This window comes from Kitasatospora sp. NPDC088264 (assembly GCF_040685715.1).
Taxonomy (GTDB): domain Bacteria; phylum Actinomycetota; class Actinomycetes; order Streptomycetales; family Streptomycetaceae; genus Kitasatospora.
On record NZ_JBFBIR010000008.1, the window covers coordinates 106,426 to 125,090 of the forward strand.

The window sequence follows — 18,665 nt, forward strand, 5'->3', positions numbered from 1 at the left end:
CGTACAGCTGGACGCGGGTGCTGGAGCTGCTGGCGGTCTGACAGGGTGGCTGGCCGGGCGGGGGGATCTTGGCAGTGTGGGGGTGTTCCGGCGTGACCGGTGCGGCGTAGCGTCCGGGCAGGTCGGCGACGGGTGTGGGAGGTTCTGGTGGCGGTCAACGGCGAGGTGTCGTTCTGGTACGCGGCGAGCGGGTTGCCGGAGTCGGGGCCGGCGTTGCCCGGGAGCGCGGATGTGGACGTGTGCGTCGTCGGCGGCGGGTACACCGGGCTGTGGACGGCGTACTACCTGAAGAAGGCGGAGCCGTCGCTGCGGATCGCGGTGCTGGAACGCCGGTTCTGCGGCTACGGCGCCTCGGGCCGCAACGGCGGGTGGCTGTACAACGGTTTCGCGGGCCGGGGCGCGTTCGCGAAGCGGTACAGCCCGGGTGCGGCGGCGGCGATGCAGCGGGCGATGGACGATGCGGTCGGGGAGGTCGTGGACGTCGCCGCCGCCGAGCGGATCGACGCGCACATCGTGCGTGGCGGGGTGCTCGAAGTGGCCAGGAACAGAGCCCAGTTGGAGAGGCTCAAGGCTTTCGCCGCCGCCGAGCGGGCGTACGGCGAGGGCCGCGTCGAGCTGCTGGGCGCCAAGGAGGCCGCCGACCGGATCGCCGTCGCGGGTGCCCTCGGTGGCACCTGGACGCCGTACGGTGCGCGGATCCAACCGGCCGAGCTGGTACGCGGGTTGGCGCGGGTGGTGCGGGACCTCGGGGTGGCGGTGCACGAGGGGACGGCGGTGACGGCGATCCTGCCGGGCACCGCGTACGCCCGGCCGCGCGCGGTGACGCCGCAGGGCACGGTGACCGCCGAGTACGTGCTGCGCGCCACCGAGGGGTTCACGGCCGGCCTGCGCGGCGAGCGGCGGACCTGGCTGCCGATGAACTCGGCGATGATCGCCACCGAGCCGCTGCCGCCCGCCTTCTGGGCGGACGCGGGCTGGCAGGGCCGCGAGGTGCTGGGCGACTTCGCGCACGCCTACATGTACGCGCAGCGCACCGCGGACGACCGGATCGCGCTGGGCGGCCGGGGCGTGCCGTACCGGTTCGGCTCGCGGACGGATGCGGACGGCGGCACCCAGGTGGAGACCGTGCGCCAGCTCCGGCAGATCCTGAACCGCTTCTTCCCGGCGGCCGCGAGCGCCCGGATCGACCACGCCTGGGCGGGCGTGCTCGGCGTCCCCCGGGACTGGTGCGCCACCGTGGAGCTGGACCGTGCGAGTGGCCTCGGCTGGGCGGGCGGGTACGTCGGCAGCGGGGTGACCACGACGAACCTGGCGGGCCGGACCCTGCGCGACCTGGTCCTCGGGCGGGACACCAGGCTGACCGGGCTGCCCTGGGTGGGCCACACCGTGCGCCGCTGGGAGCCCGAGCCGCTGCGCTGGATCGGGGTGCACGCGATGTACGCGGCCTACCACGCGGCAGACCGCCAGGAGGCGGGCGGACGGGCCACCACCTCGCCGATCGCCCGCGTCGCGGACGCCGTCTCCGGGAGGTAGTGAACGCGGCCGCGCGGGTCCGGGCGTGAGGGAGGGCGCCCGCGCGGATCCGGACGGTGGCGAGCACGGTGGCGGATCCGGACGGTGGCGAACACGGTGGCGGATTCGCCACCCCGGATCCGCCACCGCGCTCGCCACGGCCGTTCGGACGCTCCGCCGTGCAAAGCGGCCCGGGAGCAAGCACGGTGGGGGCGTGCTGAGGAGAACGCTGGTGGCCCTGTGCGCTCTGTGCGTCCTGCTGTTCTGCGTGCCGGCGACCGGCGCGCAGGCCAGGTCGCCCGGGTGGGCGGTCGTGGTGGTGGACCAGGAGTCCCGTAGCGTCCTGGTGCTGCAGAGCGCCGAGGAGCTGATGGCCTACCGGGGCCCGGGGCGGCTGCCGGTCGTGTGGGGCTGGAGCGCCGACCGGGCGGCCGGGCTCGCGGACCTGACGCCCGTGCGGAGCTGGACGAATCCGGACGAGGCGAAGAGCCGGGTGCGGCAGGGCCGGCGCTACCTGCTGACCACCGCCTCCGGCGGCCTGGCCGCCGTCGTGGACACCACCACCGGCGCGACCCGCTGGGCGGCGGACCTGGGCGGGGCGGCCAATCCGCACAGCATCGAGCTGCTGCCGGACGGCAACGTCGCGGTCGCGGCGAGCGGCGGCGGGTGGGTGCGGCTGTACGCGGCCTCGCAGGGGCCGCGCGCCACCGCCCACGCAGGCTACCCGCTCCCGGGCGCGCACGGCGTGCACTGGGACGGCCGGACGGGCCTGCTCTGGGTGCTCGGCGACGACGTGCTGACCGCGCTGCGGGTGGGCGGCACCCCGGCGGCGCCCACCCTGACCGCCGTCCGCTCGACGCCGCTGCCCGACCACGGCGGGCACGACCTCGCGCCGGTGCTGGCCGAGCCCGGACGGTTCTGGGTGAGCACGCTGACCGGCCTGTGGCGGTACGACCCGGCGGCCGACCGCTTCACCGCCGTGCGGCTGGGCGACCCCGCAGCCGTCCGGGACGTGAAGAGCGTCGGGGACGAGCCCGGCACCGGACGGCTGCTGACCGTGGTCCCCGACCACAGCGGGCCGTGTTCCTGGTGCACCTCGGTGATCACCCTGCACCGGCCGGACGGGACGCGGATGCTGCGCGGGACGCATCTCTACAAGGCGAGGTGGTGGGGAGGCTGGTAGCAGATCCGCGACGTGCAGGTGTCGGTTTCGGGGTTCGGGTCGGCGATGCCACCCGTTCTGCCGACGGCATTCGGATGATGGGGCATATTGTGTACCCCGCCAAACTACTCCAATAGGAGTGAGTTTCCCGTCGCCGTCCGTAAACCATCCGTCGACCGTGTCGGCTGGGATAGCGTCGAAGGCGTCGGGGGGCCGACACCGATTCGGTGTATTCGAACACTAGCTACCGGGCCGTAATGGCCGGAATGAGTCATGGAGAAAAACGTGTCGAATTTGATGCCGGAAAACATGCCGGAGAAAATGCCGGACACCGTCGACGACCTGCAACTCGCGGCGGAATCGCTGGCCGCTTTCCCGGCCCGGGGCGCGGCCGTCGGCGCCGATGTCACCGAGCGCCTCGCGGCGGTCGCCGAACTCTGCCGGTCGGTCGACGCGGTGCTCGACAGCCTGGTCGTCCAGGTCGCCGCGGAAGCGGCCGAGGAGGGTTGGACGGCGGCCCGGATGGCGGCGGAACAGTCCGGTTACTACGCGAGGTTGCGCCGGGCACTGCTCCCCGCCGCGACCGGCGCCGGGCTGACGCAGCAGTGAGCGCGCTGCACCCGGGCGTGCACGTGCTGTCCTGCCCCACCCGGTGGAGCGACGTCGACGAGAACGGGCACATCAACAACGCCCGGCTGGTCGGCTACGTCCAGGAGGGGATTTACGACATGTTCTGCCACCACGAGACCGCCGTCCGGGACGCCCTGTTCCCGTCCGGATTCATTATCGCGCGGCACGAGATCGATTTCCTGGAGCAGTTGTACCACCGGCCCGAGCCCTTGTCGGTGCAGTTGACGGTTGAACGGATCGGGCGGAGTTCCACGCATGTCGTGGTGAATGTCTGCCGTGACCTGCTCACCTTTATGCGGGCCAGGACCGTGGTGGTCGCGCGGGACCGTGAATCCGGCCGCTCGCGCAAACTCAGTTCGAACGAGCGGCGTTTTCTCGAGGCGTTTATGCCGGATGCCGTGCAGGCCGTCGCGGTCCCGCCGGCCGCGCCGGCTGTGTCCACCGCGCCGGCTGTGTCCACCGCGCCGGCTGTGTCCACCGCGCCGGCTGTGTCCACCGCGCCGGCTGTGTCCACCGTGCCCGCTGTGCCCGCCGCACCGGCCGTGCCGGTCACGGCGCCTCCGCCGCAGCGCGTGGCGGCCCGCTCGGGCGCCGCTCTGCCGCACCGCACCCGCAGACGGTGTCGGGCGTCGGTGGCCTGACACCCGGTCCCCTGGTGGCCCCGCGCCGGGCAGGGCGCGGGCCGGCGGCGTGATCGACAACGGCGTCGATCCGTCCGGCCGGTCTCCCTGCCGCCGTGCCGCCGTGCCGCAGTACGCTGAGCAGCACGGGTACCGGCGAACCCCAGGCGGTCACGGGCCGTGACGGCGCAGCCGACCGGACCTCGCCGCCACCAGCCGTCCGCCACGGGCCGTCCGCCACACCAGCCGTCCGCCGCCTCCGGGCCTCCGGGCCACCGGGCCAGGGATCGTCCGCGAGAGGGCCGGCGGCTCTCGGCCTCCGGCTTCCGGGCGGAGCGCAGCCGGTTCCCGCCGACCGGAAGGAGGACGCGATGACCATCTCCCCGGAGGACTTCCGCGCCCGCGTCGTCGACTGTGGGGAGTACCCGAGCGAGGCGGAGGCGGAGCACGCCATCCGGGTCGTGCTCGCGCTGCTCGGTGAGCACCTGGTCGGGGCCGAACGGGCCGAGCTCGCCGACGCGCTGCCCGAGGCGTACGCCCCGCTGCTGCGCGATGCCGGGCCCGCCGCCGAACCGCTGACCGCCGAGCGCTTCGTGCGCGGCGTGGTCGGCTGGATCGACGGCGCGACCGAGGCGACCGGGCCGTGGGACATCGGGGCCGTGCTCGGCACCCTCGCCGACCTGGCCCCGGGGGAACTGGTCGACCGCGTGGTCGAGCAGCTCCCGGACGGCTACGATCTGCTGTTCGGCCACCCGGTGCCGGCCTGGGCCGGCGCGCCGGTGGTGGCCCGGAACAGCTCCGCACCCCGGCCGGTCAGCTCGACCGGTCCGGCGCCTGGCCGCAGGTAGACGGACGCGCCCCGGGGGAGGTCGAGGTCCGCGAAGCCGGGGGCGTGCAGTCGGGCGCGGCCCTCGACGCACAGCAGGATCTGCGGGGTGGGCAGCTCGGCGCGGACGGCGGCCGGGCCGGGGCGCAGCCGGGAGAGCCTGAACTCCTCGGCGGGGGAGGGGAATTCGTCCTCGAATCGGTCGCCTGGGAGTGCCGTGAGGACCTGCGGTTCATCGGTGCGGAAGGACGTGACCGCCAGCAGGCCGTCGACGTCGACGTGCTTGGGGGTGAGCCCGCAGCGCAGCACGTTGTCCGAGTTGGCCATCAACTCCACGCCCACGCCCCGGAGATAGGCGTGCGGAACCCCGGCGTCCAGGTAGAGGGCCTGGCCCGCCGTGAGCCGGACGTGGTTGAGCAGCAGTGCGGCGATCAGGCCCGGGTCGCCGGGGTACTGCGCGGCGGCGCGGGCGTAGCCGGCGCAGGCCTCGGCGAACGGGCCGCCCTCGGCCGCGAGCCGGTGCAACGCCCTGGTGACGTCGCCGAGTTGGGTGCGGGTCGGCCGGTCCTCGGCCAGGACCCGGCGCAGCAGCGCGGGCAGGGCCTCGGCGGCGGGGTGCGCGCGCAGGTCGTCCGCCCAGGGGGCGAGCAGCGGGACGGCGAGCGCGTCCAGCAGCCGGGCCGTTCCAGGGGCCGGGCGGAAGCCGCACAGTGCTTCGAAGTCCCCGAGGGCGCAGATGAGTTCGGGCTTGTGCCCGGGGTCCTTGAAGACCCGTTCGGGTGCGTCGAGCGGGACGCCGCGAGCCTCCTCGGCCGCGTACCCGGCCGCCGCCTGGGTCCGGGTCGGGTGGACCTGGAGGGAGAGCGCCCGGTCGGCGGCGAGCACCTTGAACAGGAACGGCAGCGTCGGGCCGAACCGCCCCACGGTGTCCGGCCCGAGCATGGCGTTCGGGTACCGCTGGATGAGTTCGTCCAGCGGCTGCGGCCCGCCGGTGCCGTCCGGAGACAGCAGCTCGGAGGGCGCCGACGGGTGTGCGCCCATCCACAGTTCGGCCTGCGGGGCGCCGGTCGGCGCGGTGCCGGTCAGCGCGGGGATGGCGGTGGGCGAGCCCCACGCGTACGGGCGGACCGGGTTGTGGAGCAGGGCGAAGGGCGGGAGCGACATGGCGCGGCCTCCGAGGGGTTCGGGTCAGCGGCAGAGCGCGGCCGCGCCGATCAGCCCGGCATCGGTGCCGAGTTCGGCGCGGCGGACGTCGAGGCCGCGGATGTAGGACAGCGTGGCGTAGCGGTCGAGGTGGCGGGCGAGCGGTGCGAACAGGACGTCGCCGGCGGTGGCGACGCCGCCGCCGACCACCACCCGGTCGAGGTCGACCAGGGCCGCGGTGGCGGCGATCCCGGCGGCGAGGGCCTGGGCGGCGCGGTCGAAGGAGGCGAGCGCGACCGGGTCGCCCGCCTCGGCGTCGGCGGCGACGGCCCGGGCCGAGCGGTCCTCCCCGGCCGGGCGCCAGCCCTCGGCGAGGGCCCGGCGGGCGATGGCGGTGCCGCTGGCGAGGCCCTCCAGGCAGCCGCGCGAGCCGCACGGGCAGGGCTCGCCGTCCAGGTCGACGGTGATGTGGCCGAGGTGGCCGGCGTTGCCGCTGGGCCCGGGGCGGACGGCGCCGTCGAGCACCAGCCCGGCGCCGACCCCGGTCGACACCACCAGGCACAGCGCGTTGGCCGCGCCCCGGGCGGCGCCCTGCCAGTGCTCGGCGGCGGCCATCGCGACGCCGTCCCCGGCCAGTTGGACGGGCAGCCGCCGGGCGGCCACCGCCGGGTGCGCGGCGACCTCGGCGACCAGCGGGAAGTCGTGCCAGCCGGGGATGTTGACGGGGCTGACGGAGCCGGCGACGAGGTCGACCGGGCCGGCGCTGCCGATCCCGACGGCCGTCACGGCGGACCAGTCGGCGGTGCGGGCGAGCCGGTCCAGCACCTCGTGCACGACGGCGAGCACGGCCGCGCCCGGCTCCCGGGCCGGGGTGGGCAGTTGGTGCCGGTGCCGCAGCCGCCCGTGGCCGTCGACCAGCGCCCCGGCGATCTTGGTGCCGCCGATGTCCACGGCGGCGAACAGCGGGGTGGCGGCGGGCGGCGGGGTGAGGGTCATCGCGGCGGGCTCCAGGCGGGTTCGGGCGGGGGCGGCGCCCCGGCGGGCGGGCCGGGGCGCCGATCAGCGTAGTGCGGCATGCGGGGCGCGGCGGGCGGGGTGCGAGACCCCGAACGGCGGCCCCGAACAGCGAGACCCCGAACAGCGGGGCTCCGAACAGCGGGGCTCCGAACAGCGGGTCCCCGAAACGGCGGGTCCCCGCCCGCCCGTCAGCCGGCGGTGCTCAGCCCGCCGCGCTCAGGCGCAGCGTGACCAGCTCGAACGGCCGCAGCGCCAGCCGCACCGCGCCGTCCTCCACGGCCACCTCGCCGCGGGTGCCGTCCCAGGGCCGCTCCAGCAGGTCGCAGGGGACGGCACCGGCCAGCGGGTAGGAGGTGGTGAGCAGGCCCCGGGCGCGGCCGCCACCCGCCTCGTAGACCCGGACGATCAGGTCGCCGCTGCGGTCGTCGGCGAGCTTGACCGCGCTGACCACCAGCGCGTCGTTGTCCAGCTGCACCAGCGGCGCGACCTGCTCGGCGGTGCCGGTGACGCGCCGCTCGGGCAGGCCGATCCGGTAGCCCTCGCGGACGGCGTCGCCGATCGCCGCACCCGGGACGAGGGCGTGCCGGAAGCGGTGCAGGCCCTGGTCGGTCTTCGGGTCGGGGAAGCGGGGCGCGCGCAGCAGCGAGAAGCGGACCGTGGTGGTGGTGCCGCCGTCGGTGTCGCGCACGGCGCGGGTGACGTCGTGGCCGTAGGTGGAGGCGGTGACGAGGGCGACGCCCCAGCCGGGCTCGTCGAGGTGGACGAAGCGGTGGTTGCAGGCCTCGAACTTGGCGGCGTCCCAGCTGGTGTTGGTGTGGGTGGGCCGGTAGAGGTGGCCGAACTGGGTCTCGGCGGCGTACCGCTCGGTGTGCACGTCCAGCGGGAACGCGGCCTTGAGGAACTTCTCGGTCTCGTGCCAGTCGACCTCGGTGTCGATGTCGAGCCGCTGCTCGCCCGCCCGCAGGGTGAGCGTCTGGACGACGGTGGACGAGCCGAAGGAGCGCGCCACCCGGACGGCGGCCTGGTCGGGGGCGGAGAGCGCCGTCAGCGCGTCCACGGCGGTCAGGTCGGTGACGGTGTTGCGGTAGAACTGGTCGACGTCCCAGGCGTCCCACATGTTGGGGAAGTCCGGGTGCAGCTGGAGCAGGTTGGCCCGGGTGCCGGGGGCGACGGTCTCCCGGCCGCTCGCCACCTCGACCACCGACGCCACCAGGCCGTCGGCGTCCACGACCACGTCCAGCAGCCCGTTGCGCAGCAGGAAGCCGCCCTCGGGCCGCTCGATGACCTCGCAGGCGCCCGAGCCGAGCACGGCCGGGGCGGCCCCGCCGGCCGGGACGGCCGAGCGCGGGTGCGGCGCCGAGTTGAACACCAGCTCGCGCCCGCCGGCGGTGTCCCCGGCGAGGGCCTGCTGGGCGCCGTCGATCAGCGAGTCCAGCTCCGCGGCCAGCGCCGCGTACGTCGCCTCGGCCTCGCGGTGCACCCAGGCGATGGAGGAGCCGGGCAGGATGTCGTGGAACTGGTGCAGCAGGACGGTCTTCCAGATCCGGTCCAGCTGCTCGTACGGGTAAGCCGCGCCGGTGCGCAACGAGGCGGTGGCGCACCAGAGTTCGGCCTCGCGCAGCAGGTTCTCGCTGCGCCGGTTGCCCTGCTTGGTCTTCGCCTGGCTGGTCAGGGTGGCCCGGTGCAGCTCCAGGTAGAGCTCGCCGACCCAGACCGGCGGGTTCGGGTACTCGGCCTCGGCCTTGGCGAAGAACTCGGCGGGCTTCTCCCAGCGGACGGTGGCCGAGCCCTCCAGGTCCTTCATCCGGCCCGCCTTGGCGACCATCTCGCGGGTGGTGCCGCCGCCGCCGTCGCCCCAGCCGGTCGGGGCGAGCGAGTGCCGGGCCACCCCCTTGTCCTTGAAGTTCCGTGCCGCGTGGGCGATCTCGCTGCCCTTCATGGAGCAGTTGTAGGTGTCCACGGGCGGGAAGTGGGTGAAGATCCTGGTCCCGTCGATGCCCTCCCAGAGGAAGGTGTGGTGCGGGAACTTGTTGATCTGGCTCCACGAGATCTTCTGCGTCAGCAGCCACTTGGAGCCCGCGTTGCGGATGATCTGCGGCAGGCCGCCGGTGAAGCCGAAGGTGTCGGGCAGCCACGCCTCGTGGTTCTCCACCCCGAACTCGTCCAGGAAGAACCGCTTGCCGTGCACGAACTGCCGGGCCATCGCCTCCGAGCTGGGCATGTTGGTGTCGGACTCGACCCACATGCCGCCGGCCGGGACGAACCGGCCCTCCGCCACGGCCTTCTGCACCCGGGCGTACACCTCGGGGCGGTGCTCCTTGATCCAGGCGAACTGCTGTGCCTGGGACATGGTGTAGAGGAAGTCCGGCTCGTCCTCCAGCAGCGCGGTCATGTTGGCGGTGGTGCGCGCCACCTTGCGGACGGTCTCGCGCAGCGGCCAGAGCCAGGCCGAGTCGATGTGCGCGTGGCCGATCGCACTGATCCGGTGCGCGGACGGCACGGCGGGCGCGGCCAGCACGTCGGTGAGCTCCGAACGGGCGGCGGCCGCCGTGCCGTTGACGTCCTGGAGGTCGATCGCGTCGAGCGCCCGCTCGACCGCGCGCAGGACGTCCCAGCGGCGGGCGCCGTCCACCGGCAGCTCGGCCATCAGCTCGCCGAGCACCTCCAGGTCGATCACCAGTTGCCAGACCGTCTCGTCGAAGACGGCGAGGTCCATCCTGGTCAGCTTGTACTGCGGCTGGTCGCCGGCGGTGTCCTTGTCGCCCAACTCGGTGGGCAGGAAGGGGTGGTAGTCCAGGATGACCGGGTTGGAGGCCGCCTCGACGTGCAGCAGCACCTGCTCGCCGCCGGCCGCGGGGGCGGCGATGCGCACCCACTGGTTCTGCGGGTTGAGGCCCTTCACCGGGGTGCCGTCCGGGCGGTAGACCAGGCCCTCGCACTGGAAGCCGGGCATGTTGGCGTCGAAGCCGAGGTCGATCAGCGCCTCGACCGTCCGCCCGGCCCAGGCCTGCGGCACGGTGCCGGTCACGGTGATCCAGCTGGTGCCCCACGGCGCGCCCCAGGCGTCGCCGACCGCGATCGGGGTGCGCGGCGCGGCCAGGCCCTCGGCGACCGGGACGGGCTCGCCGGGTGCCGTCCAGATGCCGACCTCCAGCGGGACGGACTCGGGGTAGACGGCCGGGCGGATGCGCTCGTCCAGGACGCGCTTGAGGCGGGACTCGACCAGCGTGCGGTCATCGTGCATGTCAGCGGGCTCCGTTGCGTGACTGAGGGGTAACGGCTGAGGCGAAGGGTCAGAGAGAACGTACGTCGTCCGGGTGGACCACCTCGGTGATCCCGCGCGCGGCCAGGTGGGCCTGGTCCTCGGCGTGTTCGGCGAGGACGGTGGTCGGGCGGGCGCCCGCCTCGGCGAGGCGCATGAACGCCTCGTAGACGGCGCCGCCGGGCCCGCAGGCCGAGCGCTTGGGCGCGGTCACCTCGTCCCCGGTGGCCACCACCACGGCGGTGGTGCGCGGCTGGGGCGGCTGCCAGGAGCGGCGCGCCTCGGCGGCGGCCTCGGCCAGCCGAGCGCCGGCCGGTTTGACCGCGCGGTCGGTGGTGAGCAGGCCGAGGCTGTACTCCAGCTCGGGGAAGTCGGCCAGCGACCGGTCCACGTCGTGCGAGCACCACCAGGTGACGCCCCACACGTCCGGGCAGTCGAGTACGGCCTCGACGGTGGCGCCGGTGAACCGGGCGGCGTCCTCGGCGGTGATGTGCGGGGCGGGGGCGCCGACCTCCTGCAGCCAGACCGGGCGGGCCGGGTCGTCCGCCCAGGCCTTGGAGAGCTCGACCAGGTAGGCGGCGTGCTGCGCGGTGGCGGTGGAGTGGGCGCCGTAGCGCTGGGCGGTGCCGTTGAACACCCAGGAGTGCACGGCGGTGGCGGCGCCGATCCGGGCCGAGTGCCAGGGGGTGAACGGGTGTTCGTCCAGGTACCAGGCGGCGTCGTAGGAGGCGTGCAGGTGCATCCGGCCGGGCGCGCCCTGCTCGCAGGCGTCGAGCATCCGGCGCAGCCAGGCGTCGGCCTGCCCGGGGGTGATCCGGTCGGGGTCGGGGTGCGGTTCGCCGGAGAACTGGTTGATCTCGTTGCCGAGCGTCATGCCGAGGAAGTTGGGCCGCTCGTGCAGCGCCTCGGCGAGGGTGCGCAGGTAGGCGGCCTGGCCGTCGAGGACCTCGGGGTCGGTGAAGATGTTCCGCCGGTGCCAGGTCTGCGTCCAGGAGGGCAGGAAGTCGAAGCTCGACAGGTGGCCCTGGAGGCCGTCCACCGCGACGTCCAGGCCGCGTTCGCCGGCCGCGTCCACCAGGGCCGCCAGCTGCTCGACGGCGCGCGGGCGGATCAGGGTGCGGTTGGGCTGGAACAGCGGCCAGAGCGGGAAGACCCGGACGTGGTCCAGGCCGAGTGCGGCGATGGAGTCGAAGTCGGCGCGGACGGCGTCGAGGTCGAAGTCGAGCCAGTGGTGGAACCAGCCGGCGCTGGGCGTGTAGTTGACGCCGAAGCGGGGGCGCTGCGGTGCGGGGTTGCTCATGGGCGGGTGAGTCCTCAACGGGTGTGGGGCGAACGGGCGGTGGGGTCAGGAATCGTCGGACACGTCCGGCCGGGGCCTAACCCTTGACGGCTCCCTCCTCGACGCCCTTGAAGAAGAAGCGCTGGCAGACGCCGAACACCACGACGATCGGCAGGAAGGCGATCATGGTGCCGGCCGCGATCAGCCGCGGGTTCGCGGAGAAGGTGCCGTTGAGGTACTGGAGTCCGACGGTGAGGGTGTACTTCTGCGGGTCGTTGAGCACGATCAGGGGCCAGAGGAAGTCGTCCCAGGCGCCGATGAAGGTGAAGATGACGATCACGCTGAGCATGCCGCGCACGTTGGGCAGGCCGATGTGCCAGAGCCGCTGCCACACGGTGGCGCCGTCGACCAGGGCGGCCTGGTCGAGTTCGAGCGGGACGGCGGCGAAGGCGGTGCGCATCAGCAGTACGTTGAGCATGGCGATCGCGCCGGGCAGGGCGACGCCGGTCAGGGTGTCGGCCAGACCGAGGCCGCGCACCAGCACGTACTGGGAGACGATGGTGACCTCGCCGGGGAGCACCAGGGTGGCGAGGAAGAGGCCGAGGACGAGCTTGGCGCCGCGGAAGCGCAGCCGGGCGAGCGCGAAGCCGGCCAGGGTGCAGCCGACCACGTTGCCGGTGATGCAGATGGCGGCGACGATCAGCGAGTTGAGGGCGTAGGTCCAGACCGGGATGGTCTCGGCGACCTTGCCGTAGTTGCCGAAGGTCAGCTGTTCGGGGATGAAGCTCGGGGTGCTGGTGTAGACGTCCTCGTTGGGACCCTTGAGGGAGGTGGAGAGCTGCCACAGGAACGGCCCTACCACCAGCAGCAGGACGAGCACCAGGAGCAGGTAGCGGCCGGCGGTCTGGGCGGTGGAGGGGGTGTTGAAGCCCCGGGAGCCCTGGGAGCCCCGGGAGCCCTGCGAGCCTTGAGCGCGGCGGACGGCCTTCGAACGGGGGGAGGTCACGGGGTTCAGGCCGCCTTCCGGTTCAGGCGCATCAGCAGCAGCATCGGGCCGAGGGTGATGACGAACAGCATCAGGCTGAGCGCGGAGGCGTAGCCGAGGTGGCCGTTGAAGCCGCGGCTGTACATCTGGATCAGCATCACCACCGACATGTCCCGCCCGCCCGGGCCGCCCTGGCCGTGGGAGAGCACGTACAGCTCGGAGAAGACGCGCAGCGCGCTGACCGAGATGAGGACGGAGACGAGCATCATGGTCGGCCGCACCCCGGGCAGGGTGACGTGCCAGAACCGGCGGATCGGGCTGGCGCCGTCGACGGCCGCCGCCTCGTGCAGTTCGCGCGGGACGTTGGCGAGGGCGGACAGGTAGATGACCATGTAGTAGCCGAAGCCCTTCCAGACGGTCAGGGCGATCGCGCTGAACAGCAGCAGCCAGCGGTCGGTGAGGAAGGCGACCGGGGAGTCGGTCAGACCGGACTGCTGGAGCAGGCCGTTGACCAGGCCGCGGTCGTCCAGCACCCAGCCCCAGATCAGCGCGACCACGACGGCGGAGGCGATGACCGGGGTGTAGAAGGCGGTGCGGAAGAAGGTGATGCCGGGGATCTTGCGCTGGACGAGCAGGGCGAGCAGCAGCGGCAGGATGGTCAGCAGGGGCAGGCAGACCAGCATGAAGACGATGCTGTTGAGCAGGGCGTCTGCGAGTTGTTCGTCGTCGAGCAGGCGCCCGTAGTTCTCCAGGCCGGTGAACTGCCCGCCGCCCAGGGGCTTGGCGTTGGTGAAGGACAGGATCACCGTGTTGACGGCCGGCCAGAGGTTGAAGACGGCCAGCCAGAGTATCGCGGGCCCGGCGAGCAGCCAGGGGGTGAACCAACGCCGGTGGGTCATGCCGTTGCCTTCCTGGGGGTGGTGCGGGTCATTCCCGGGTGCGGCGGGCGGGGGTGGCCCGCCGCTTGACCGGTACGGTCGGGGTGGCGCCTGGCCGTCAGCCCTTGAGCAGCTTGTTGCACTGTTCGACGGCGGAGTCCAGCGCCTGCTTGGAGCTCGCGTCGCCGCTGATGGCCAGCGCGATCTGCTGGTTGACGATGGTGCTCATGGCGTCGTCGACCTGGACGGGCTGGATCAGCTTGGCCTTGGCGAGCGAGTCGAAGGCGACCACCTTGGCGTCGCCGGCGTTGGTGCCGTCGCTCTTGCTGAAGAACGGGTCGTTCGCGGAGGCCTTGGTGGACGGGAAGACGCTGGTCAGGTGGGAGAACGCGGCCTGGTTCTCGGCGCTGGTGACCCAGCGGGCGAGGGCGACGGCGGCGGCCGGGTTCTTGGTGTTCTTCGGGATGGTCAGGCCCTGCACGTACAGCGGCGGGACGCCCATGGTGGGGGAGGAGACCATCTTCGGGGCGATCGTCGGGTTGTCGGTGGCGAGGCTGGTGATGAAGTTGCCGCCGCCGGTGGTCCAGGCGGCCGTGCCCGCGTTGAAGAGCTTGGAGTTGCCGACGTAGGTGTTGGTCAGCACGTCCTTGGGCAGCAGGCCCTCCTTGAAGGCGTCGCGGTACTTGTCGAGCAGCGCGGCGGCCTCGGGGGTGTTGAAGGTGAAGGACTTGCCGTCGTCGGACATGAGCTTCACGCCGGCGTTGTAGAGGTCGCCGAGGCCCGGCTTGCGGCTCATCAGGTAGGTCTGGCCGCCGGACTTCTCCTTCATCGCCCGGGACTGGGCGATCAGGTCGTCCAGGCTGGCGGGGAGCTTCTTCGGGTCCAGTCCGTTCTTCGTCAGGAGTTCCGAATTCCAGTAGTTCACATCGGTGTTGAGGTACCACGGGTAGCCGAAGGTGCCGTTCAGGCCGGTGTAGCGGTAGGCCTCGACGCCGCCCGCGACGTACTCGTCGGCGAGCTTGGGGTCGGCCTTGAGGACGTCCAGCAGGAGGTCCTTCTTGGCCAGCGGGAAGGCGAAGTCCGGCGGGAGGTTGACCACGTCGGGCAGGCCGCCGGACGCGGCCTGGCTGAGCACCTTGTCGGAGTAGCCCTCGCCGGGCTGGTCGAGCCACTCGACCTCGACGCCGGGGTACTTCTTCTTGAAGCCGTCGAGGACGCCCTGCATGTAGTCGGTGAACTTCGGCTTGAGCGCCCAGGTCTGGATCGAGACCTTGCCCTTGACCTCGCCGGTGGCGGCCGCACTCGCCACGCTGTCGCTGTTCTTGCTTTCGCTGGAGCCGAGTCCGCAGCCGGTGAGTGCGGCCGCGGTGAACGCCGTCGTGGTCAGTGCCGCCCAGATTCTTCGCATGAGGGTCTCCCGGTCCTGGGGGTGGGTGGGGGATCGTGCCGAGCTCGGGGGGTGGTTTTGGGTCACGGGGGTGGTGCCGAGTTCCAGAACCTGTCTTACTAAACCGGTCTAGCTATGCCAGGGACTATGCTCCCGCCTAAACTTGGATGTCAAGAGAGGAGTCGGGTTCTGTGGCCAGACCGACGATCGCCGACATCGCGCGCCAGGCCGGTGTCTCCAAGGGCGCGGTGTCCTTCGCGCTCAACGGCCGCCCCGGCGTGAGCGAGGCGACCAGGGCCCGGATCCTGCGGGTCGCCGAGGAGATGAACTGGCGCCCGCACAGCGCCGCGCGGGCCCTCGGCGGAGCCAGGGCCGACGCCGTCGGGCTGGTGATCGCCCGCCCGGCCCGCACCATCGGCGTCGAGCCGTTCTTCAGCCAACTGCTGTCCGGCCTCCAGGCGGTGCTCTCGGCCAGCTCCGTCGCACTGCACCTGATGGTGGTCGAGGACACCGCCGCCGAGATCGAGGTCTACCGGCGCTGGGCCTCCGAGCACCGGGTCGACGGCTTCATCGTCGTCGACCTCCAGGTCCGCGACCCGCGGCTGCCGGTGCTGGACGAACTCGGCCTGCCCGCCGTCATCCTGGGCGGGCCCGGCAAGGGTGGCGGCCCGCTGCGGATCTGGGCCGACGACCGGGAGGCGATGCTCTCCATCGTCGACTACCTGGCCGCCATCGGGCACCACCGGATCGCCCACCTGGCCGGGCTGCCGCACTTCCAGCACACCCAGCGGCGGATCCGCGCGCTGCGCGACGCCTCCCGCCGGCTCGGACTGGAGGAGGCCGTGTCGGTGCCCACCGACTTCAGCGACGCCGAGGGCGCCGCCGCCACCCGCACCCTGCTCTCCCGGCCCCGGCGGCCCACCGCGATCGTCTACGACAGCGACGTGATGGCCGTCGCCGGGCTCGGCGTGGCCGGGGAGATGGGCGTCGCGGTGCCCGCCGAACTGTCCATCGTCTCCTTCGACGACTCGGTGCTGGCCCGGATCGTCCACCCGCCGCTGACCGCGCTGAGCCGGGACACCTTCGCGCTCGGCGAGCAGGTCGCCCGCAGCCTGCTGGCGGCCCTCGACGAGGCCGGCCCGGGGCGCGACCTGCAGATGCCCACACCGCGGCTGACCGTGCGCGAGTCCACCTCGCCGCCGGGGGCCGAGCCACCCGACGGGGTGGTTGCTGCGCGAGTCGTTGACAGCGCTCCTGAACCGGTTTAGGTTCGCTGCGCCGAGCGGCCTCCGCCCGGCGCGCACCCAGGCCCGCACCCTCCGCAGGCCCGCACCCCCGGCGGGCCCGCCGCGTCGCGGCTGCGGCCGGCCGCAGCCGCGACACGGTCACCCCGCCTCCTCGCGCACCGCCACGCCCACATGCACCCGGCCCGTCCACGCCGACGGCCCGCCCCCACCCACCTCCGCTCGATCGGAGCCACCGCATGTCACGACGGATACCCCTGCTGCTCAGTGCCGCCCTCGCGGCCGCCGTGCTGGGTGCCGCCCCCGCCGCCCAGGCCGGGCCGCAGGCGCCCACCACCCCGGCCGCCGGCACCCCCGGCACCCAGCCCTACGCCTCGTACTGGTACCCCTCCACCATCCTCAACTGGGACCCGGCCACCGACCCGGACGCCCGCTTCAACCGCTCCCGCGTCCCGCTCCAGCCGCGCACCAGCGACCCCGCCCTCAAGGCCAACCCCAACGCCCGCACCGGCGAAGGGAAGATCGCCTCCCTGGTCTCCTTCGGGCCCACCTCCAACAACCCCTCCCAGGGCTCCGCCGACCCCAACTACTACGCCTTCGGCTACTGGCAGTACGTCGACAAGCTGGTCTTCTGGGGCGGCTCGGCCGGCGAGGGCCTGATCCTCGCCCCCAACCCGACCGTCATCGACGCCGCCCACCGCAACGGCGTCAAGGTCTACGGCACCGTCTTCTTCCCGCCCGCCGCCTACGGCGGCCAGCTCCAGTGGCTCCGCGACTTCGTCCAGAAGTCCGGCAACAGCTACCCCGTCGCCGACAAACTCGCCCAGGCCGCCCAGTACTACGCCTTCGACGGCTGGTTCATCAACCAGGAGACCGGCGGCGGCGATTCGGCCCTCGCCACCGAAGTGCGCAACCTCATGCAGTACAGCAAGGCCAAGAGCGGCACCGAGTTCATGTGGTACGACGCCATGACCACCTCCGGCTCGGTCAACTGGCAGAACGCCCTCACCTCCGCCAACTCCCCGTTCCTCCAGGACGGTTCGAAGCGCACCTCGGACTCGATGTTCCTGAACTTCAACTGGAGCTCCGGCGGCCTGAACTCCTCCCGCGCGCTGGCCCGGCAACTCGGCCGCAGCGAGTACGACCTCTACTCCGGCATCGACACCGAGGCCAACGGCTACAACACCGGCGTCGACTGGAAGTCCCTCTTCCCGACCGGCCAGCCGCACACCACCTCGCTCGGCCTCTACCGGCCCGAATGGACCTGGAAGTCCGCCACCGACCGGGCCGACTTCTACGCCAAGGACGCCCGCTACTGGGTCGGCGCCGACAACGACCCGTCCAAGGCCAACCCCTCCGACAACTGGCCCGGCCTGGCCGGCTACGTCGCCGAGTCCTCGCCGATCACCGCCAAGCCCTTCGTCACCAACTTCAACACCGGGCAGGGGGACTTCTACAACTCCGCCGGCACCCGGGTCGCCACCGGCGGCTGGAACAACCTGTCCCTCCAGGACGTCCCGCCGACCTACCGGTGGATGGTCGACTCCAGCGGCAGCAAGCTCACCCCGTCCGTCGACTTCACCGACGCCTACCAGGGCGGCTCCTCGCTGCGCCTCACCGGCACCCTGGACGCCGCCAACACCGTGCGGCTGTACGAGACCAAACTGCCCGTCGCCGCGAACACCAAGCTGGACCTGGTGGTCAGGACCCCGGCCGCCGGGCCCACCAAGCTCAAGGCCGCGGTCTCCTTCACCGACGCGCCGAACAGCTTCACCACGATCGACGTCGGCGCCAACTCCGGTACCGGCTGGGAGCGGCACACCCTCGACCTCGCCCCGTACGCGGGCCGTACCATCGCCCAGCTCGCCCTCCGGGCCGACGGCTCCGACCCCGCCTACGACGTGCGGATCGGCCAGATCTCCGTCCACGACGGCGACGTGGGCGCCCCGGCGGCGCCCAGCGGCCTCACCGTCCTCGGCGCGAGCGACGTGACGGCGGGCTCCAGCCAGTCGCTGCGGCTCTCCTGGACGGCCGCGCCCGGCGGCGACGTCCACCACTACGAGGTGTACCGGCGCAACGCCGACGGCAGCCGGACCTTCCTCGGCGCGACCCCCAACGACGCGTACTACGTCGGGCGGCTCGACCGGGCCGGGACCGAGGACGCCACCACCCTCGACGTCGAGGCCGTCTCCACCACCTACGGCCGCTCCACCGCCGCCTCCACCACCGTCGGCTGGACGGGCACGCCGCCCGCGACCGGCGGCAACCTGGCGCTGAACCGCCCGGCCACCGCCTCCGGCCAGTGCAACGCCGGCGAAGGCCCGGCCAAGGCCGTCAACGGCAGCGTCAACGGCGGCACCGGCGACAAGTGGTGCAGCCTGAACAGCTCCAAGTGGCTCGAGGTGGACCTCGGCTCGGCCAAGCAGCTGTCGAAGTTCGTGGTCAAGCACGCGGGCGCCGGCGGTGAGAGCGCGGCCTTCAACACCCGCGACTTCTCGATCCAGGTCCGCTCGAACACCACCGACCCCTGGACGACGGTCGCCGACGTCACCGGCAACACCGCGGGCACCACCACCCACCCGGTGACCACCACCGCCCGCTACGTCCGGCTGGTCGTCACCAAGCCCACCCAGAACACCGACCCGGCCGCCCGCATCTACGAGTTCGAGGCCTGGGGCCAGTAACCGGGCACGTCAGCAACTCCCGCCGGGCGCGGCACC

Annotated in this window: 14 protein-coding genes; 7 read left to right on the forward strand and 7 right to left on the reverse strand. The window is 72.9% G+C overall.

Annotated elements, in window-relative coordinates; genetic code table 11:
• Positions 1 to 144: 144 nt before the first annotated feature.
• The 5 genes from AB0O82_RS09420 (at position 145) to AB0O82_RS09440 (ending at position 4,772) form a co-directional block, all read left to right on the forward strand.
• On the forward strand, positions 145 to 1,533 hold the full coding sequence (locus AB0O82_RS09420) for an FAD-binding oxidoreductase (RefSeq protein ID WP_363581909.1): 1,389 nt from the start codon (positions 145 to 147) through the stop codon (positions 1,531 to 1,533).
• A 193-nt stretch (positions 1,534 to 1,726) separates the two neighbouring features.
• A complete protein-coding gene (locus AB0O82_RS09425; protein ID WP_363581792.1) occupies positions 1,727 to 2,695 on the forward strand; it encodes a DUF6528 family protein in 969 nt (322 codons plus the stop codon).
• Positions 2,696 to 2,947: 252 nt separating this feature from the next.
• The gene (locus tag AB0O82_RS09430) at positions 2,948 to 3,283 is read left to right on the forward strand and encodes a hypothetical protein (protein WP_363581794.1); all 336 of its coding nucleotides are present in this window, start codon (positions 2,948 to 2,950) and stop codon (positions 3,281 to 3,283) included.
• Positions 3,280 to 3,945 carry a thioesterase family protein gene (locus AB0O82_RS09435; RefSeq protein WP_363581795.1) on the forward strand — a complete coding sequence of 222 codons (666 nt, stop codon included), beginning with the start codon at positions 3,280 to 3,282 and terminating at the stop codon, positions 3,943 to 3,945. Before AB0O82_RS09430 ends, AB0O82_RS09435 begins: the two co-directional genes overlap by 4 nt.
• 350 nt (positions 3,946 to 4,295) lie before the next feature.
• On the forward strand, positions 4,296 to 4,772 hold the full coding sequence (locus tag AB0O82_RS09440; protein ID WP_079135401.1) for a DUF2267 domain-containing protein: 477 nt from the start codon (positions 4,296 to 4,298) through the stop codon (positions 4,770 to 4,772).
• On the opposite strand, the gene manA is transcribed toward AB0O82_RS09440, so the two are convergent.
• The 7 genes from manA to AB0O82_RS09475 form a co-directional block, all read right to left on the reverse strand.
• Positions 4,655 to 5,914, reverse strand: a complete 1,260-nt coding sequence (gene manA / locus AB0O82_RS09445; RefSeq protein WP_363581796.1) for a mannose-6-phosphate isomerase, class I — start codon at positions 5,912 to 5,914, stop codon at positions 4,655 to 4,657. The genes AB0O82_RS09440 and manA overlap by 118 nt on opposite strands.
• Before the next feature lie 24 nt (positions 5,915 to 5,938).
• Positions 5,939 to 6,889, reverse strand: coding sequence for an ROK family protein (locus AB0O82_RS09450; protein WP_363581797.1), 951 nt, complete (start codon positions 6,887 to 6,889; stop codon positions 5,939 to 5,941).
• A gap of 223 nt (positions 6,890 to 7,112) precedes the next feature.
• Positions 7,113 to 10,154 carry a glycoside hydrolase family 38 C-terminal domain-containing protein gene (locus AB0O82_RS09455; RefSeq protein WP_363581799.1) on the reverse strand — a complete coding sequence of 1,014 codons (3,042 nt, stop codon included), beginning with the start codon at positions 10,152 to 10,154 and terminating at the stop codon, positions 7,113 to 7,115.
• Between the two features lie 49 nt (positions 10,155 to 10,203).
• On the reverse strand, positions 10,204 to 11,472 hold the full coding sequence (locus AB0O82_RS09460; RefSeq protein WP_363581802.1) for a glycosyl hydrolase: 1,269 nt from the start codon (positions 11,470 to 11,472) through the stop codon (positions 10,204 to 10,206).
• Between the two features lie 76 nt (positions 11,473 to 11,548).
• Positions 11,549 to 12,457 carry a carbohydrate ABC transporter permease gene (locus AB0O82_RS09465; protein WP_363581804.1) on the reverse strand — a complete coding sequence of 303 codons (909 nt, stop codon included), beginning with the start codon at positions 12,455 to 12,457 and terminating at the stop codon, positions 11,549 to 11,551.
• Between the two features lie 5 nt (positions 12,458 to 12,462).
• Complete coding sequence (locus AB0O82_RS09470; protein ID WP_363581806.1) at positions 12,463 to 13,335, reverse strand: sugar ABC transporter permease; 873 nt, start codon at positions 13,333 to 13,335, stop codon at positions 12,463 to 12,465.
• 97 nt (positions 13,336 to 13,432) lie between these two features.
• Positions 13,433 to 14,722, reverse strand: a complete 1,290-nt coding sequence (locus AB0O82_RS09475) for a sugar ABC transporter substrate-binding protein (RefSeq protein WP_363581808.1) — start codon at positions 14,720 to 14,722, stop codon at positions 13,433 to 13,435.
• Between the two features lie 170 nt (positions 14,723 to 14,892).
• On the opposite strand from AB0O82_RS09475, the gene AB0O82_RS09480 reads away from it, so the two are divergent.
• Positions 14,893 to 15,969 (forward strand): LacI family DNA-binding transcriptional regulator, encoded by a 1,077-nt coding sequence (locus AB0O82_RS09480; RefSeq protein ID WP_363581810.1) that lies wholly within the window; start codon positions 14,893 to 14,895, stop codon positions 15,967 to 15,969.
• 215 nt (positions 15,970 to 16,184) lie between these two features.
• Positions 16,185 to 18,629: a discoidin domain-containing protein gene (locus AB0O82_RS09485; protein WP_363581812.1), complete on the forward strand. Its 2,445-nt coding sequence runs from the start codon at positions 16,185 to 16,187 to the stop codon at positions 18,627 to 18,629.
• Positions 18,630 to 18,665: the final 36 nt, after the last annotated feature.

Bases quoted from the DNA above. Each gene is read 5' to 3' on its own strand.
- AB0O82_RS09460 (WP_363581802.1), bottom strand. From the start codon at position 11,472: ATGAGCAACCCCGCACCGCAGCGCCCCCGCTTCGGCGTCAACTACACG.
- AB0O82_RS09485 (WP_363581812.1), top strand. From the start codon at position 16,185: ATGTCACGACGGATACCCCTGCTGCTCAGTGCCGCCCTCGCGGCCGCC.
- AB0O82_RS09455 (WP_363581799.1), bottom strand. From the start codon at position 10,154: ATGCACGATGACCGCACGCTGGTCGAGTCCCGCCTCAAGCGCGTCCTG.
- AB0O82_RS09470 (WP_363581806.1), bottom strand. From the start codon at position 13,335: ATGACCCACCGGCGTTGGTTCACCCCCTGGCTGCTCGCCGGGCCCGCG.
- manA (WP_363581796.1), bottom strand. From the start codon at position 5,914: ATGTCGCTCCCGCCCTTCGCCCTGCTCCACAACCCGGTCCGCCCGTAC.
- AB0O82_RS09430 (WP_363581794.1), top strand. From the start codon at position 2,948: ATGGAGAAAAACGTGTCGAATTTGATGCCGGAAAACATGCCGGAGAAA.
- AB0O82_RS09440 (WP_079135401.1), top strand. From the start codon at position 4,296: ATGACCATCTCCCCGGAGGACTTCCGCGCCCGCGTCGTCGACTGTGGG.
- AB0O82_RS09475 (WP_363581808.1), bottom strand. From the start codon at position 14,722: ATGCGAAGAATCTGGGCGGCACTGACCACGACGGCGTTCACCGCGGCC.
- AB0O82_RS09450 (WP_363581797.1), bottom strand. From the start codon at position 6,889: ATGACCCTCACCCCGCCGCCCGCCGCCACCCCGCTGTTCGCCGCCGTG.